Raw genomic sequence first — 16,960 nt, 5'->3', positions numbered from 1 at the left:
ACCGGACTACTGCTGCCGGCTCAATTCACGCGCCGCGCGATCTATCACGTCGGCGATCGCGCCCGCGTGCGACACCGGTGCCAGGTGGCTCGATGCCATCGGCACGATCTTGGCGCCCATCCGATCGGCCATAAATTTTTCCACTTCCGGCGACACCGCGCGATCGCGTGTCGTGAGCACATACCACGACGGTTTTTCCTTCCACGCGACCTGGCTGACTGTCTCATTGAAGGCGCTCGCGGCGATCGGCACCTGTGCGGTGGCCAGCACGCGGGTCAGATTCGCGGGAACATCCGCGGCGAAGTCGGCGTGATATTTCGTGCGATCGAGCCAGAGGAAGCCGCTCGAATCCTTCATGATGCCCTCGCCCGCGGGCGCCGGTGCGGCGCGCTTCAACAGATCCATGGTCGACTCGTGCAGATCCGGCGCAATGGCGGCGACATAGACGAGACCGGCGACGTTCGGCGCGTTCGCACCTGCTTCGGTGATCACGACGCCGCCCCACGAATGTCCCACCAGAATGGTCGGGCCATTCTGACGCGCGAGGACGCGGCGGGTCGCGGCGACATCGTCGGCGAGGGAGGTGAGCGGATTTTGCACCGAACTCACGTGATAGCCCTTCTGCTGCAATTTCGCGACCACGCCGTTCCAACTGGAGCCGTCGACGAACGCGCCATGTACCAGCACGACGTTGCGGACCGGGCCCGTCATGGGCGCGGCGGGAGGCGGCGCGGCGCCAACTTTGGAGGGTGGTGCGGCGGGCGCCATGGCAGGCGCTATGGGCGCCGGCGCTTCGGGCGCGCTTGCCTCCGTGGGCGGTTCGTCGACCGGCTCGGCCGCGGGCGCCATGCCCGGTGCCATGGTGGGCGCGGCGGGTGCCGGCGCCGCGTTGGGCACGGCGGTCTGGGCGAGCGCGGCGACCCCCGTGAAGCAGAGACACAAAGCAGCGGCGCAAAGCAGATGTTTGGGCGACATGTTGAATCTCCGGAGGCTGACAGCTCGACTAGGGCAACATACAGAAGCCCTGCGCCAGTGACAATCACTATCCTTGCCGTTAAGTGCGGCGCAGAACGAAACGCGGGTTGCTCCCAGTATTTCGCTAATATCGGCCACGGTAAAATTTCAGGTTCTGCCGGGCCGGGCCATAAGTCCGTCCGGGCGATCGATATCCATACACTGGGGCGCAACGTTGAATAGTGCACAGCAGCAAGACGGCCTGAAGCGCGGGCTCAAGAATCGCCATATCCAGCTCATCGCGCTGGGCGGTGCGATCGGCACCGGCCTGTTTCTCGGCTCCGCCAGCGTGTTGCAGGCAGCCGGCCCGTCGATGATTCTCGGCTACGCGATCGGCGGCATCATCGCCTTCATGATCATGCGGCAATTGGGCGAAATGGTGGCGCAGGAGCCGGTGGCGGGTTCGTTCAGCCACTTCGCGTACAAGTATTGGGGCGACTTTCCCGGCTTTCTGTCCGGCTGGAACTACTGGGTGCTTTATGTGCTCGTCAGCATGGCCGAGCTGACCGCCGTCGGCACTTACGTTCACTACTGGTGGCCGGGCGTGCCGACGTGGGTGTCGGCGCTGGTGTGTTTCGCTTTGATCAACGCGATCAATCTCGCCAACGTCAAAGCCTACGGTGAAACCGAGTTCTGGTTCGCGATCATCAAGGTCGTGGCGGTGATCGGCATGATCGTGTTCGGCGGCTATCTGCTGATCAGCGGCCATGGTGGTCCGCAAGCCTCGATCACCAACCTTTGGGCTCACGGCGGCTTTTTCCCGCACGGCTTTCATGGCCTGTTCATGATGCTCGCGGTCATCATGTTTTCGTTCGGCGGGCTGGAACTGATCGGCATTACGGCGGCGGAAGCCGACCAGCCGCAGAAGAGCATTCCGAAGGCCGTGAATCAGGTGATCTACCGGATCCTGATTTTCTACATCTGCTCGCTGGCGATATTGCTGTCGTTGTATCCGTGGAATGAAGTAGCGGCGGGCGGCAGTCCGTTCGTGATGATCTTCTCGCAGATCGGTTCGACGCTGACCGCGAACGTCCTCAACGTGGTGGTGTTGACTGCCGCGCTGTCGGTGTACAACAGCGGCGTGTATGCGAATAGCCGCATGCTGTACGGCCTCGCGGAGCAGGGCAATGCGCCGCGCGCGCTGATGAAGGTCGACCGGCGCGGCGTGCCGTATATGGCGATCGGGTTGTCGGCGCTCGCCACGTTCACGTGCGTGATCGTCAACTATCTGATTCCCGCCGAGGCGCTCGGCCTGCTGATGGCGCTGGTGGTCGCCGCGCTCGTGCTGAACTGGGCGCTGATCAGCCTGACGCATCTCAAGTCGCGCAAGGCAATGGTTGCTGCCGGCGAGACACTCGTGTTCAAGTCGTTCTGGTTCCCGGTCAGCAACTGGATCTGCCTCGCGTTCATGGCGCTGATCCTCGTAATTCTGGCGATGACGCCGGGCTTGTCGGTGTCCGTGTGGCTGGTGCCGGCGTGGCTGGTGGTGATGTGGGCCGGATATGTGTTCAAGCGCCGGCGCGCGGCTGTGCAGGGTGGGGCGCGGGTGGTGGGGCGGTAAGGCGTCTCGAAGGGCGTGAGGGGCGAAGTTCGCGCTCACGCCGTTTGAATTCCCTGAGGTTTTCAGACCGGCCAGAAACGACAAACCCCGCGAGCAGCATGTGCTGGCGGGGTTCGAGGAAATACTGAAACAGCGGCGTTTCGAATTCTTTGGTGCCCAGGGCCGGAATCGAACCGGCACGCCTTGCGGCGGGGGATTTTGAGTCCCCTGCGTCTACCAATTTCACCACCTGGGCAGGTCTTGCAGCGTACGCGTCAGAAGCTGGCGCGCGGCGAAGACGCAGATTATGGCCGAAAATTCGGCGCCGGGCAAGCCAGTTGCCTTCTTCCGCTGCAAGGCCTTCAAACCGTGCGGGAAAATCGCTCGAGTGTCTGCTGGCCGAGATAGCGGTCGAACACCATCGCGATGTTGCGCACGAGCATGCGGCCGGCCATCCGCACTTCGAGCTTGCCAGCATCAAGCGACACCAGACCGTCCTGCTCGAAGCCGCGCAAGCGCTTTAACTCCGGCTCGAATGTCCCGGCGAAGCGGATGCCATACGCCGCTTCGAATTCGTCGAAGCGCAATTCCAGGTTGCACATCAGTTGCGTGATCACGTCGCGGCGCAGACGGTCGTCGGCGGTGAGGCGCACGCCGCGTGCGATGGCGAGTGTGCCCGCATCGATCGCCGCGGCATAGCCCGGCAGATCCTTGACGTTCTGCGCGTACACGTCCCCGACCTTGCCGATGGACGATGCGCCGAAGCCGATCAGATCGCATTCCGCCCGCGTGCTGTAGCCCTGAAAATTGCGATGCAAGGTGCGCTGCGCTTGCGCGCGCGCGAGCTCGTCGGTGGGCAGCGCGAAGTGATCCATGCCGATGTACACATAGCCCGCACCTGTCAGACGTTCGACCACATGCTGCAGGATCGCGAGTCTCACGTCGGATGAAGGCAGCGTGGCGGGGTCCATCTGGCGTTGCATCTTGAAGAGTTGCGGCATGTGCGCATAGGCGAAGACCGAGAGGCGATCGGGCGCAAGCGCGAGCATCGTGTCGAGCGTGCGGCCGAAGCTCTCGACCGTCTGATGCGGCAGTCCGTAAATCAGATCGACGCCGATCGAGTGAAAGCCCGTGGCGCGCGCGGCCTGCATCACCGAGGCGGTCATCTCGAGCGGGTGAATGCGGTTGATCGCCTGCTGCACGACCGGATCGAAGTCTTGCACGCCGAGGCTCAGCCGGTTGAAACCCAGCTTGCGCAGATGCGCGATCGTATCGGGCGATGCTTCACGCGGATCGACTTCGATCGAATACTCGGCGTCGGCGTCGGGCAGCAGCGCGAAGTGCTCGCGCGTGGCGGCCATCAGTTCGGCCGTTTCCTCGTGCGACAGGAAGGTCGGCGTGCCGCCGCCCCAATGCAATTGCGATACCGGACGCCGCGTGTCGAAGCAGGCGGCCTGCAACGCCATTTCGCGCTTCAACCGATCGAGGTACGGGCGCGCGTGGGCGCGATTTTTGGTGGCGACCTTGTTGCAGCCGCAGTAGAAACACACGGTGTCGCAAAACGGAATGTGGAAGTACAACGAGAGATCCGTGGACGACGCGCCCGGGTCGGCGGCGCGTAAATAGTCGGTGGGATCGAAGTCGTCGCGGAACTGCAGGGCGGTCGGATAGGACGTATACCGTGGGCCGTTCGCGCTGTATTTGGCGAGCAGGTCAGGGCGAAACAGCGTACTGGCGATGGACATGAGGGACTCGATGGCTGGCAGGCGGCCATCGAGTAAGAGGCGGACCGCCGCGATTCGCGCGACCGGATCGATCCGCGCAGACGCCTCTTGCGCATGGCCTTTAAGATCTTTCGAGTTTACGCGAGTGACCATTCGCCCGATTGCGTAAAAAGGTCGCACGGAATGCGATGGCACAATGCGGGTCTGATAGTGCATGGCCCGTTTTCAGGTTCAGGAAAAATGTCGTGAGTGATGTGTCGAACAGCGCCGTGAAGCGCGAGCCCCCGTTCCACGCGGCGGGTCACGCGTGCCGCCCTGATTGCGGCGCGTGCTGTATTGCGCCGTCGATTTCGAGTCCGATTCCGGGTATGCCGAATGGCAAGCCGGCGGGCGTACGCTGCGCGCAACTCGGCGACGATCTGCGCTGCGCGATCTTCGGTCAGCCTGAACGGCCGGCGTGCTGTTCAGGTCTGCAGCCGCAGCTTGAAATGTGCGGCACGAATCGCGGCGAGGCGCTCGCGTGGCTCACGCAACTGGAGATGCAGACTCAACCGAACGCGCAACCGGTGGCTCAGCGCTAATGCGCGCAAGCGATCGCCGCGAACAGCAAACTGCAAACGGCAAACCACCAGCCGAAAACGAACACCGTAATCGCATGCCAGAACAGGTTTCCACAGGAGATTTCGCATGACTCGACCCGCCGCGCCGGCCCGGCGCCGCTTTCTGCTTGCCGCGCTGACAGGCTGCAGCGCGCTCGGCATCACCGTTTCGCTCTCGGCCTGCGCAACCTCGACTTTTCCGTTCATTCCGTCGCATTACACGTTCTCGCAGCAGCAGGTGCAGGACGCGGTGCAGCGTAAATTCCCCTATCAGCGCACGGTTTCGCAGGTGTTCGATGTCGCGCTGACCCACCCGGTGGTCGGCTTGCTGCCCGACGCGAACCGCGTCTCAGTGAAGCTCGATGCGCGTCTCGTGAGTCCCTTCATGCCGCAGCCGGTCGACGGCGTGTTCACGCTGTCGAGCGAACTGGCCTACGACGCCGCCAGCAAATCGGTCGTGCTCAAGTCGCCGAACGTCGATAACGTCAGCGTGAGCGGGCAGGCGCAGGCCTATACCCAGCAGATCAATGCGGCCGCGGCGGTGCTCGCCACGCAGTTGCTGACCAACTATCCGATCTACACCTTTAAGCCCGAACAACTGCAATTTGCCGGAGTGAATTACGAACCCGGTACAATCACCATCCTTACAAACGGCATACGCGTGCAGATCGTCGAAAAATGACGCGGCGCGCGGCCGGCAGGGCCGCGCGCTTTCCGTGCCGGCCCTGTTCGTTCCGACTGACTACAGCGATTAGGGGCACGGATGGACTGGCTATTGGCTTGCAAGGCGCTGATTCTGGGCGTCGTCGAGGGATTGACGGAGTTTTTGCCCGTGTCGAGCACCGGGCATTTGATCGTCGCGGGCAGCCTGCTGAACTTTACCGATGAGCACGCGAAAACCTTCGACGTCGTGATCCAGCTCGGCGCGATTCTCGCCGTGTGCTGGGAATTTCGCCGCCGCATCGGCAGTGTGGTGTCCGGTTTGCCGAGCCGGCCGGATGCGCGCCGCTTCACGCTGAATGTGATCATCGCCACGATTCCGGCGATCGTGCTCGGCTTGCTGTTCGAGAAATCCATCAAGGCGGCGTTGTTCTCGCCCGTGCCGGTCGCGTTCGCACTGGTGGCGGGCGGCGTCGTGATCCTGTGGGCAGAGGCGCGTCAGCGCGCGCAAGGCGAGAGGGAAGCGCGCGTGCAAAACGTGGACGACCTGAGCGCGCTGGACGCGCTGAAAGTCGGCCTCGCACAATGTTTCGCGCTGATTCCGGGCATGTCGCGCTCGGGCTCGACGATCATCGGCGGGATGCTGTTCGGCCTCGATCGGCGCGTTGCCACGGAGTTTTCGTTCTTCCTCGCGATTCCGATCATCTTCGGCGCGACCGCTTACGAGCTATACAAGGACTGGCACCTCCTTTCCGTCGATGCGCTCGGCACCTTCGCGATCGGGTTCGTGGCCGCGTTCGTCAGTGCTTTTGCCTGCGTGCGCTGGCTGTTGCGCTACATCGCCGCGCACGATTTCACCGCGTTTGCGTGGTATCGCATCGGCTTCGGACTGCTGATCCTGCTGGTCGGCTACAGCGGCGCGTTGAGCTGGACGGATTGAGCGCTTGCTTTTTGCTTCAGCTATGAGAAAAGGTCCGCGTTGCGGACCTTTTTCGTTGCGTGCCGAATCGTGCTGCGCGTTTATGCAACGCCGCGTTTGCGGAAGACGAGATCCCACACGCCATGTCCGAGCCGCAAGCCGCGGCGCTCGAACTTCGTCACCGGACGGTACTCCGGACGCGGCGCATAGCTGCCGGCGGTATTTTCCAGCGCCGGATCGGCGCTCAGTACTTCGAGCATCTGTTCGGCGTAGTTCTGCCAGTCCGTCGCGCAATGCAGATACGCGCCGGGCTTCAGGCGCGATGCCAACAGTGCGACAAACTTCGGCTGGATCAGCCGGCGCTTGTGGTGGCGCGCCTTGTGCCACGGGTCCGGAAAGAAGATGTGCACGCCGTCGAGGCTGGCCGGCGCGATCATCTGTTCGAGTACCTCGACCGCGTCGTGCTGAACGATGCGGATGTTGGACAGGTTCTGTTCACCCATCAATTTCAGCAGCGCGCCGACGCCCGGCTCGTGTACTTCGACGCCGAGAAAATCGTCGCCGGGACGGTGTGAGGCGATTTCGGCGGTGGTCGCCCCCATGCCGAAGCCGATTTCCAGCACGCGTGGCGCCTCGCGGCCGAATACGGCGTTCCAGTCAGGCTGCTGCGGCGCGAAGGGCACCACGAAGCGCGGGCCGAGTTCGTCCATGGCGCGGCGCTGGCCGGTCGAGACGCGGCCGGCGCGCGTGACGAAGCTGCGGATGCGGCGCCGATGCAGCGCTTCTTGCGGCGCGTTGTCGTCGGCGTTCGGTTGGTGTCCGGTTTCGCTGGAGGGCGTCGGGAGGTCGTCCGGCGGGCCGGCGTCGTTTGGATCGTGGATCATTGTCGATGCTGCTACAAGGGTAAAGGGCTTCGCGGCGCGCCCGGCGTGCTGCACGGTGCCTGTCCGAGCTTGCGCGGTATGAGGCGCGAGTCCGACCGGCACGGCGAGTGAGCGCGAGGTTGACGGGTCGCTGCGCCAGGCCGCCGCTATGACAAAAAAGCCGCCTTCATGGAGGCGGCTCGTGCTGGATTCTGCTGAAGGTGTCAGCAGGAAAGTGGAGCGGGCGTTGCAAGTGCGCGTAAGGTAGCACAACCCAAAAGGGCGCGTCCAGACTGACCGGAGATGGCGGGAGTAGGGATGTGAGGGGGAATATTACATTCCAATAACGCGGGCATCTGCACAGGTGATCTAATCTTTTTGTAAGCTATTTCTTCGGGCGATTATCTGACCGAGTAATGATCATCAGCAAGTATGCGCATCGTCGCCCATAGTCTTACTGCCCCTCCCACTACCGGTGATTCGCGCTTCGCGATGAGATGCCTTTTGCGGCGACGTAGCTACTCAAGACTCTTCTCGGCCGATTTGCGCAAGCGGATGCATTGCCGGATTCGACGATCAGGAAAAGCTTTTTTCGGGTAGGGATGAGAAGAGCGGTAGAGTCAGATCCCTTCGCGAATCTGCACGGTTGCTCACGAGCCGACTAGAAAGAATCTGGAGCGGGCGATGGGAATCGAACCCACGGCTCTAGCTTGGGAAGCTAGGGTATTACCATTATACGACGCCCGCAGAGCACGCAATTTTACAAGGGTTTCGGCGCTTTGGGGGGCGGATTCGTGTGAAGTGGGGTGAAAAGTGTATGCACTTCGGAAATTCTTGCTGGCATCACGCGAATGTCATCGTCACGCGCTCACGCGGACGAAATTTGATGATTTACCCTTCAACGCGAAACTTTTGGTGGTAGAATTCGCGTTACTCGAAAACAACCTACGGTGTGTCATGTATGGCGACTTCGCCCGCTGATGGTATCGAAGCACTGGAACAGCTCATCGTCCAAAACATTCCGCGTGATGCGCTGATGGCTTGTGAGGATGCGTATCACAATGGGGATGTAAAAGGCCGCGCTCAGGCGTCCGCGTTTGCGCTGGGGCATCGCCCGTCCGCCGCTGGCCAAGTGAAGCACTTCTACATCAATGAGGCATTCCACGAAGCTTTGTTGGCTCATGGCGCAGATCCGACGCCTCTTCGTGGCACGCGTCTGGTTGTGGGACGCTGGGGTATCTTCCACGTTGCACGTCTCAACGTCCCCGGACATCAATGGGTGAATTTGCGGCGGAGTGCGACGCGCAAGACGTTGGCAGAAGTCAACAAAAGCATCGAACAAAAATACGTGCAGCGCGATTTGTTCGACGAAGCGTCGGAAGCGACGGCGGGCACCATATTCATTCTCGGTGTTATGGATGGTGTCGATGCGAACGGCATCGCTCAACTGACTCAGGTCATGTTGGCGCTGCCAGCGCCCGACTTAAAGTCTTGGCTGTATATGAAGTCAGTGACCGAATTCTTGAGCCTGTACGAGCAAACGAACACGGTGGAGCAGCCTGATAACGCTCAGCCCAAACTCAAGACACAACCCAAGAAGCAGACTGGCAATGACGAAGGGAATTAATGATCTTCAACCCGCAAGGCTTGAGCAAGCGCTTGCGGCTCGTGGGCTGACGAAGGGCCAGCTGGCAAGCTTGGTTGGCGTTGCGGCGCCGACCGTCACCAAGTGGTGTAAGGGAGATCAAGCTCCCGAAGCGGATACATTCGAGCGGCTTGCGTCTGTACTCAACGTGCAGCCGGAATGGCTCACGCGCGCTATGTTGCGGCCTGTCTCTAAGCCACTTTATCGAAGCAATGCATCGGCTTTGAAAGCCGCTCGCGCCAAGTTGGAGGCTCGGACCGAATGGACGCAGGAGATCGCCGTTCTCCTCGGCGACTACGTTGACTATCCGGAACTCAACCTTCCCGTGCGCGCATTTCAGGATCCTGAGCAGATCAGCGAGGCCGATATCGAGGCAGCGGCTGAGGAATGTCGCGCGCTTTGGCAATTGGGCCGGGGTCCCGTGCAGAACCTTGCTCTTGCCGCTGAAAGTGCGGGCGTCCTCGTCATTCGCGAAGAAACTGAAATATCGGCTATTGAAGGTCTTTCAAGTTGGAGCGAACTGCTTGGACGGCCCATCGTGTTTCTGTCGGCTGACAAAGCCAATGCTTTCCGCAGTCGATTTGATTTGGCCCATGAAATCGGGCATCTCATTTTACATAAGCACATACCGAGAGCTGAAGAGCGCGACCGCTATAACCAGATGGAAAGACAAGCGCATCGATTTGCAGGTGCGCTCTTGCTCCCAGCGGAAACGTTTGCTAGTGAAGTTCGGGTGCCTACAAACCTAGACAATCTGCTCATCCTCAAGCAGCGCTGGGGCGCGTCTGTGGCGGCAATGATGATGCGGTTGCACGCACTTGGCTTGCTTAGTGATGAAGATAAGTTGACGCTCTTCAAGCGACGTTCGGCCCGTTGGGGATCCAAGGCAGAACCTGGCGACGAAAAATGGGAGCCAGAGGAGCCGCGGTTGCTACGACGCACAGTGGAACTGCTGGTCAACGAAGGGATTTTGCCGGTCGAAAGCATCGCACGTCACTTGGGATATTCACCTCGTGATGTGGAAAAACTCTGCGGTCTGCGCATGAATTACTTCAATGCGCCAGCTCAAGTAGTGGAGTTAGCGACCCTTCGATCAGCGAGGTCGAGCGGTCCGACTGAGCGTCAAACCGGTGTTAGTCTGGCCGATATTGTGTCGTTTCAGAGATTCAAGAAGTAACTTGCGACTCTCGCCCGGTTCTACAAAAAACAGTCGATGGCAACCTTCAATGTGACTCATTGAAGGTTCGCGCTCAGAGATTCCGGCTCGACGAAGCATGAAGCGGGTCATCTTCCGTTGAGCCGTGAACGAACTCGCCGTGCCATGCGGCTCGCATAGCGCTTTGGCACCGCACTATTCTCCTTCGTCGTAGTAGCCATCCCACCATGAACTCGTGTCGACACATAGTGAGTCCTCGACCATTGCGAGTTCGTCAGGATCCTCAACGTAACTGACGAAGTTGCACGTCAAAGGATAAGACTCACTCATTTCAGCACCCTCGCCTCGGCGCAAGTCGCCGTTTGATCCCCATTGCAGCGTGACGTCTACAGTGCCAGACGCTACGAAATGAATCTCACGGCTGTCGAGCGCAATTATTTCGACCCGTTCAACGTAGACATCTTCTATCGAGTGATGGGTCGCAATTTCATCGACGGAAAGGATCGTTTCGCTAATGGCTTGTCGGATGACATCATTCTGGACTTGCTCTTCGACCCGACTACACAAGAGGCGTCGCGCTTCATCGGCGCAATTCAAAAACGCTTCGAGAGCTTCGCACGCATCGAGAACATGTCGTTCGACCTCGTTAGAGGGCGAGTCAAAGGAGTCTTCATTAACGTGCGTAAATTTGTTGAGTCGATCGATCGTCTTGAGCAAAGCCGACCGTTCTGCTTGCACTTCAATTCCAAGGGTGTCTTCCACATATGCGGGATCGAGGCCGCCGTGCACGACATACGTGACTTTCTGGCCGCGTGTAATCTTGCCAGCGTTTTTTTCATCAGGGACAAACCAGTTTGAGGCTAACACTTGCTGGTCGGGTGCTAGTTCGGCGAGCACATGTCGAAAGAGCTCCCTAAATGACGCTGAGAAGTTGTTCAGTCTTAGGGGGTTCAACTTTTCCTGCGCACTCTGAAGGGATGCGTCCAAGAGTTTGCGCTGGAAGTCATTCGCCAGTCGGGGCTTCAGCCTCTCTGTCAATTCAAGAGATGATTGCATCGTCATGTGTTTGTTGTGCGTCCCTTACTCGCATATTTACCGACAGTTGGCGCGTGGATTATCGGAGCCCGATTGTCCGAGGTGTCTTCGATGTCTGCGCGCATCATCTGCTTGATCCGTTGGACATGCAAAGATATGGTAAGTCTCGCGTATAGTCAGTGCTCGGCCGGCGGTCCTTAGCCGGTCGCTTCACCGAGGCCAAACGGTCACTCAAGCGTCTGCTCGGCAGGAGGCAGACATTCGCGCATCGCATCGCGATTAGGTAAAGCTACAGGCAGCTGATCTTGGTCAGTTGGCATCTAGGGCACGCCGACACTAAGAAGATTATTTGGACTTGGAAATTTCTGCAGCGGCCAACAGTTCCTCGATAGCGCTGACGTGCCACACCCGCCCCAAATCTGACTCTGAATTGACCCTGCCCGAATAGATACCGAGGAACTCCCACGCGACCGAACCGGCTCCCATGGTGGTTGAGGCCTTATTGCCCTCGACCGTCGTAATCATGTTGGTTCGGTATGCAATCACAGGCGACCCTGACTGCCCCTGACGGGTTCGGCAATCAATGAGAAATGTTGGATTGTCCGGCGTAACAGTCCCTAACTCCTGGGCAAGAAATCCAGTCGCCCATATCGGAAACCGTCCGCTGGAAGACAAGCCAAAAGGGAAGCCAATTACGCTAACCGGTTCAGCGGGACGAAGCAACAACTTCTTTCGGTCAAGATCTGTCTTGAGGTAGTAGGGCACTTTGTGGACGTCGCTTCCCCACTTCAAGTTTAGGGCCACCATGTCGGCCGTCGCTCCAAAGCGGGGATGTTCAATCCACAACGGTGAATCGTCCTCTCGGAAAAGTGGAAGTTTGATGCATTTCCATTCCCCGAGCTCTAGAGGATCTTTGTGAAAGTAGATGAGGACATTGTCGGGGACAGCTCCATGCTTTTTATCTAGACACTCGCCCGTTTCCTGATGCCTGCCGGTTACGTTGTGGCGATTCGTAATCAAGGCGCAATGCGAAGACTGGTCGTTGGCTACGAGGAACGCGGTCCCGCTGCTCAACAGAGTTTCTTGGAACCGCATTTCGATGTACAGCGATTTAAGCGACGGAATTTGCAGGTTCATTGCAATTGCGCTTCCCGGCGCGACCGGCAGGTCGGGGGGCAGGGCGGACGCTTCGATGCTCATAGAGACCTCGCCTTATAGATGATTTACCGGCTCACTTGCACGCTGTGGAGTGCACGCGTCGACGACTTACCGTCAAAGATCAACAATCAGTATTTCCCCTTTGCGGACATTCGTCTCTTTCTAAGCGCAGCGTGGCCTTCGATGATCGCACAAGTCCGCGAGCGGTTCACTCGTAGATCTCGTACCCGCCAAGAAGAGCCTCTCGTTTTACATCGTCGCCAGTGGCCAGCATTGATGCCGACATTAATGCTCGTTGTTCCTTGGAAGCAGCCTTTGAAGGTGAGACGAACGACGAGAACGAATCGAATTGAGACGACTAGCCGAGCGAACCACCCAGATTTCGATCCGTTGTCCAAAGCGCGAAGTCGCCCGGATAGTCGTCGTATGAACGACACCCGATACCACAACAATTTCCCGCCGCTGACCGCCGACCAGATTCGCGATCCGGCCGCTACCCTTTGCGACGTTTTCGGAAGCAAAGTCCGGATGGCCCGGTTTCGAGTTCACCCTTTCTTTTGCTGGATCAAATGGATCAGCTTCTCGCGGTCTGCTTCCAGAATGGATCGGACCGACATTGCGGGCCGGCGCCTAGCTCGATCAAGGAACGCTTCTGGCAGGAAGTAGTCCGACAGCGCGCCCATGCGTTTCGGCCCAAGGCGATTTCCCAACCACTCGGCAACATCGCTATCGAAGAAGGGGAAGTTCTTCTTCGATGGCCGATGTACGGCGATCGCCCTCAATTTCGTGGTGTTGATGATGTCTGATACGTCGCCATCGAAGCTGAGCACCTCCGCCACATAGAAGTCCACGTGAGGAGCCTGGTCAGGAGTGACGGAGGTCAAGGCATCCAGGGCGCGGGGAATGTACATGTCCCAAGCGCAGTTTCTGATCAGCGCTAGGGGATCAGCATGGTTTTGGATGGAATTGAGCTTTTTGGAAATTCTAGATCGGTTGCTGCGAAGTAGGATGTCACCGCAGACGATCAGCTCCCGTAGCATGATTGTGGACAGTTCTTCGTGCATGAAAGTGACCAACTGCGCCAGCTTGTGCTCCTTGGCTTTCTTGGAGCTCAGCTCGATGATCTGAGTCCGAATTAAAACGACCTCCATCAGATTGAGCTGGTCCTCCAGGGCGGCAAAGAGCCCGGCCTCCAGGCTCCGCTCGAATTCCGCAATCAGGCCGGTGGCGAAATTCTCCGCACTCTCACGGAACACCGCGCGGAAGCGCCGGCCCCATTCTGCACTTAGCTTGCTACCGGACGACGACAGCGCATGGATCGCCGCGACTGACCTTTTGCATTCGGCAACCGTCTCATCCTTCCAGGATCTGACCGACTCCCACAGATAGAGATAGGGGTTGAGCTGCTGCAGCCTTGGACCGATCTGGTTGATCAGATTTGCCCAATTCAACGCTTCCGGAGATAGATCATCCTTGTAGGCGATATTGCGAATATAGGTGGCCGCATTCGAGTCTAGAAACATGGCCGAGCCGCCGCGAAAGCCGCTTGGTCCGGATTGCGAGACAAATGGCGCATCCATCAACCATAGCGATCTCCCGCGGAATACAGACGTTGCAACGCCGGAGGAGCCTAGCGTCTGATCCAGCAACTTGATGGATCCGGCGTTGCTCTCCTCCCCAAAGATAATCTGCCATTCTTCCAATGCGGCCGCGGTTTTCTCGAACCGGCGGTGGGCTTCGAGTGCATTGGGAGCTGAACAGATCTCCTGCACCAGTTGCTGTTCGGAGAGTTGTTGGGATGGTGTTCGTTCGGGAGATTCGGACATTGGAGAGGTTGGGAAGAGGTGACGGAGACTCAGCCGGTCTGAACCTCCCGTCCTGTGCCACCATGAAGCCTTGGCAGGCATTTGAACAATTCTATGAAACGTGGTGGGCATCCGGCGGGCTGTTCGTATGCTTCGACTCGCGCGTATGAGCCTGGGCGGTGCGTTGCGTGACCGCACTCAAACGGGATTCAAACTGGGGTGTCCGCGCAACTTAGCGATCTCCGCGTGGTATCTAAACGATAGGCGGGTGAATAGGTCAGGATCGGCGTGTTCAATAAATGCGAGGTGTCCTCGCAGTTTTTCGTTCTCTGCGGGCTTCAACCGTCCGGTCGAGAATAGCTTCAGTAGCAACCGAATGTGATCCCTGTAGTTCGCGTGGATGCCAACGTCCCCGTCGTTATTCACGCGCAATCCGGTGATGAGGGTCGTTCCTCCCATACGGCTCATGAATCGAGTCTTCGCTTCGTTGATGGATAGCTTGGGGCTCGGCGTTGACGCCAGCAAGCTCCGCATCTCCGATAAGAATTCGTTGCACGCGCCTTTCTTATCCGTAGAGAACACGAAGTCGTCCGCATACCGTGTGAGGACCGCTTGACCAAAGCGAACCGAGTCGCGCGATACCGCCGTCGCCAGAGCTGTATCCAACTCCAGCATGATGATGTTTGCAATTCTCGGCGACGTCATGTAGCCGACTGGCAGCCTGTCGGCGCGATCGAAGCACGCGTTACGCACCACTGCCTCGAAATCTCCGCCGGATGCCCATTCGGGAAGCAACTCACGTGACCTTGACAGTGCGAGCAGCAGATCGCGAGAGCGAATCGATGGAAAAAAATTCGATAAATCGATTCGGACGGAATAAAGGGACTTGCTGTGGGTTCGTGCGTTCTTGATGATTGAAGTTCCGGGTTCAAACGCGGTAGCAATGGGGCTTACCGGTGCGTTAGACAGAACACGAGAATCAAGCCAACTCAATACAAGCTTAAGTTCGGACGCGGGCTGAATCATTACCCGCTGGCCGCCAGAGCGTTTGGGGACCTTGATTTTTCTGAATCGAACGTGAGCTAGTCGCACAGCGCTTTCAAGCAGCGATTGCGGGACCGACAGCTCGTTCGACATACGTTCCACGATGTTCATCGGCAAATCGCTTTGGGTTTGTCTGGAGGTGGTATCGTCGAAACGTCGCCATCAGCGCGTTTGTATCTGCTGCATATTGCAGGAATGGCGTAGTTGTAGTTGCTCGGAATGCCCAATCGGTGCCTACCTGATTGCTAACAATAAGTCTCGCTTCGCGAAGAATGCCAAGCAGGCTTTTCGCCATGTCGAAGCTTTTCTTCCCGAACGCAGTGATGAGGACATCAATGAGCTCGGCGTGGGTGACAGGACCCACGAACAAAACGAGATCATGGATGAAATAGAGGCTCAGTTTGCTGGCAGACAGATCTCCGATGTCGGCGCTTGTTGGCTTCCCGACTGAGATTGGCCTGCCGTCAACTGCGGCTTTGAGATCGCTAAAGATTGCGCCGATTCCATCGGTCTTCGCTAGGCCGTCTGCACCCATCGGGTACCAAAGTATTGGTGATTTGCATTCTCTAACTGCTGCAAGCGGACCGGTGTCTATGAATGAGCCGTTTCCCCGGAACTGGGAATCGTTAACGATTATTAGCTTTTCCCTCAGCGTTTTGTGGGCAAACGCGCCCAGTTCGCAAAACGCACTTGGACTTTCGAGAACAATGAGGATCCGATCTGCGATTTCAGAGATTTCGTGCTCCAAGTCCAACGCATTGCTGCCGTGGCCGACTTTGGCCAACTCGTTGAACACCCCTTCGGCGTAGATCACTCGGTAGTCGGAGGAGATGTTTTCGACGAACCGCTTAATAGCTTGTCGTCTCGGGGAGGGTACCCCGGGACTGCGGTTCGCTCCGCAGAGAAATAAAAGACGGTTCGCCCGTGATAGAGCGGGATGGCGAATGCGAAGCCGCGCGGCGAATTTCTCTAACTGCTTGCTTATCGCACTGTTTTTGTGTTTTAAGTCGCGCACGAGCATGCCTACTAGAGCGTCGATGGGAGCCGTTTTGGCACGACGTCGACTGACGGCGGGACGGAACGGCTCCCATCGCCACAGAGGTAAAAAATCAAGGAGGATTGCAACCCGCAACCCGGTTCAAAACATCAGAACAAATGCTAGGCAAGGAAATTATTGCTGATCGATCTTTCGCTTGCAAGGAATAAATGCTGCTCCTGGTAGCGTTGATCATACGAAGGGATAGGCAGACAGTACTGCCGCTTCTGGGATTTAGGGATGGGGTGAAAACTGGCGTCTTCGTCAAACCCGCACGACATGTGGTTTTCAATGGTGCCCGCTGGAAAGCCGCATCCAAAAACCTGCATGAATAGTGGGTTTGCTCAAGCCGTTGCAGCTTGGGAAGCTAGGGCATTACCATTATACGACGCCCGCAGAGCGCGCCAATCTACGCGGGTTTCACGCAACTTGGCAAACGTGGACGTTTGCGGCGCGTCAGGTGGTGTGCTGACTGCGGGGAGCGCGTGTGATGTTCCGCGCCACTTCGCGCCGGCTCATCGTATCTGCCGAGCCGTACTCAGCGATTCGTCGCCTGCTCCTGCGCATTCGCTCCGCTATCTCTCTCGCGAGTTCCACCCAACGCGTCTAACGCGGCATCGTCTTCGTCAGGCGCCGCAACTGAGTACACCGAGGCGCTGCCGTCCGCCACCGCGCACAGCGCGGAACTAGCCGATTAACGCTCCGACTGCCAACCAGATCGCGGAACTCGAATGCAGCTAGAAGCCCATATAAATACAAGGC

The 16,960-nt window shown here is 58.5% G+C and carries 14 protein-coding genes and 2 tRNA genes; 6 read left to right on the top strand and 10 right to left on the bottom strand.

Annotated elements, in window-relative coordinates; genetic code table 11:
• Positions 1-6: 6 nt before the first annotated feature.
• A complete protein-coding gene (locus B0G73_RS22005) occupies positions 7-975 on the bottom strand; it encodes an alpha/beta fold hydrolase (protein ID WP_106283390.1) in 969 nt (322 codons plus the stop codon).
• A gap of 214 nt (positions 976-1,189) precedes the next feature.
• Here B0G73_RS22005 and B0G73_RS22000 point away from each other — a divergent pair, with 214 nt between their 5' ends.
• Entirely contained in the window at positions 1,190-2,575 is a 1,386-nt protein-coding gene (locus B0G73_RS22000; RefSeq protein ID WP_106283389.1) for an amino acid permease, read from the top strand.
• Between the two features lie 150 nt (positions 2,576-2,725).
• Here the strand turns inward: B0G73_RS22000 and B0G73_RS21995 are convergent.
• Together B0G73_RS21995 and hemN are read right to left on the bottom strand one after the other, a co-directional pair.
• Positions 2,726-2,810 (bottom strand) — tRNA-Leu (locus B0G73_RS21995).
• A 106-nt stretch (positions 2,811-2,916) separates the two neighbouring features.
• The gene (gene hemN / locus B0G73_RS21990) at positions 2,917-4,299 is read right to left on the bottom strand and encodes an oxygen-independent coproporphyrinogen III oxidase (protein ID WP_106283458.1); all 1,383 of its coding nucleotides are present in this window, start codon (positions 4,297-4,299) and stop codon (positions 2,917-2,919) included.
• Positions 4,300-4,523: 224 nt separating this feature from the next.
• Between hemN and B0G73_RS40120 the strand changes: the two genes are divergently transcribed.
• From B0G73_RS40120 to B0G73_RS21980, 3 genes are all read left to right on the top strand, one after another.
• A complete protein-coding gene (locus tag B0G73_RS40120; RefSeq protein ID WP_146144225.1) occupies positions 4,524-4,859 on the top strand; it encodes a YkgJ family cysteine cluster protein in 336 nt (111 codons plus the stop codon).
• Between the two features lie 106 nt (positions 4,860-4,965).
• On the top strand, positions 4,966-5,559 hold the full coding sequence (locus B0G73_RS21985; protein WP_106283388.1) for a DUF1439 domain-containing protein: 594 nt from the start codon (positions 4,966-4,968) through the stop codon (positions 5,557-5,559).
• Between the two features lie 81 nt (positions 5,560-5,640).
• Positions 5,641-6,477 carry an undecaprenyl-diphosphate phosphatase gene (locus B0G73_RS21980; protein ID WP_106283387.1) on the top strand — a complete coding sequence of 279 codons (837 nt, stop codon included), beginning with the start codon at positions 5,641-5,643 and terminating at the stop codon, positions 6,475-6,477.
• Positions 6,478-6,557: 80 nt separating this feature from the next.
• Here B0G73_RS21980 and trmB read toward each other — a convergent pair whose 3' ends face one another.
• Positions 6,558-7,340, bottom strand: coding sequence for a tRNA (guanosine(46)-N7)-methyltransferase TrmB (gene trmB, locus B0G73_RS21975; protein WP_106283386.1), 783 nt, complete (start codon positions 7,338-7,340; stop codon positions 6,558-6,560).
• 652 nt (positions 7,341-7,992) lie between these two features.
• Positions 7,993-8,066: transfer RNA gene (locus B0G73_RS21970), tRNA-Gly, on the bottom strand.
• 214 nt (positions 8,067-8,280) lie between these two features.
• On the opposite strand from B0G73_RS21970, the gene B0G73_RS21965 reads away from it, so the two are divergent.
• Both B0G73_RS21965 and B0G73_RS21960 read left to right on the top strand, forming a co-directional pair.
• Positions 8,281-8,946 carry a hypothetical protein gene (locus tag B0G73_RS21965; RefSeq protein WP_106283385.1) on the top strand — a complete coding sequence of 222 codons (666 nt, stop codon included), beginning with the start codon at positions 8,281-8,283 and terminating at the stop codon, positions 8,944-8,946.
• Positions 8,930-10,141: an XRE family transcriptional regulator gene (locus tag B0G73_RS21960; protein WP_106283384.1), complete on the top strand. Its 1,212-nt coding sequence runs from the start codon at positions 8,930-8,932 to the stop codon at positions 10,139-10,141. The genes B0G73_RS21965 and B0G73_RS21960 overlap by 17 nt, the downstream gene beginning before the upstream one ends.
• A 174-nt stretch (positions 10,142-10,315) precedes the next feature.
• On the opposite strand, the gene B0G73_RS40115 is transcribed toward B0G73_RS21960, so the two are convergent.
• From B0G73_RS40115 to B0G73_RS21935, 5 genes are all read right to left on the bottom strand, one after another.
• Positions 10,316-11,182 (bottom strand): hypothetical protein, encoded by an 867-nt coding sequence (locus B0G73_RS40115; protein ID WP_146144224.1) that lies wholly within the window; start codon positions 11,180-11,182, stop codon positions 10,316-10,318.
• 318 nt (positions 11,183-11,500) lie between these two features.
• Complete coding sequence (locus B0G73_RS21950) at positions 11,501-12,355, bottom strand: serine protease (RefSeq protein ID WP_219907290.1); 855 nt, start codon at positions 12,353-12,355, stop codon at positions 11,501-11,503.
• Positions 12,356-12,858: 503 nt separating this feature from the next.
• Positions 12,859-14,139 carry a hypothetical protein gene (locus B0G73_RS21945; protein ID WP_146144223.1) on the bottom strand — a complete coding sequence of 427 codons (1,281 nt, stop codon included), beginning with the start codon at positions 14,137-14,139 and terminating at the stop codon, positions 12,859-12,861.
• Between the two features lie 177 nt (positions 14,140-14,316).
• A complete protein-coding gene (locus B0G73_RS21940; protein ID WP_106283381.1) occupies positions 14,317-15,273 on the bottom strand; it encodes a retron St85 family RNA-directed DNA polymerase in 957 nt (318 codons plus the stop codon).
• Positions 15,218-16,183, bottom strand: a complete 966-nt coding sequence (locus B0G73_RS21935) for a retron St85 family effector protein (RefSeq protein ID WP_106283380.1) — start codon at positions 16,181-16,183, stop codon at positions 15,218-15,220. Before B0G73_RS21935 ends, B0G73_RS21940 begins: the two co-directional genes overlap by 56 nt.
• Between the last annotated feature and the right edge of the window lie 777 nt (positions 16,184-16,960).

This window comes from Paraburkholderia sp. BL25I1N1, from assembly GCF_003002025.1.
Classification (GTDB): Bacteria; Pseudomonadota; Gammaproteobacteria; order Burkholderiales; family Burkholderiaceae; genus Paraburkholderia.
The sequence above is the reverse complement of the archived record's forward strand: the minus strand, read 5'-3'. Positions and strand labels throughout refer to the sequence as shown.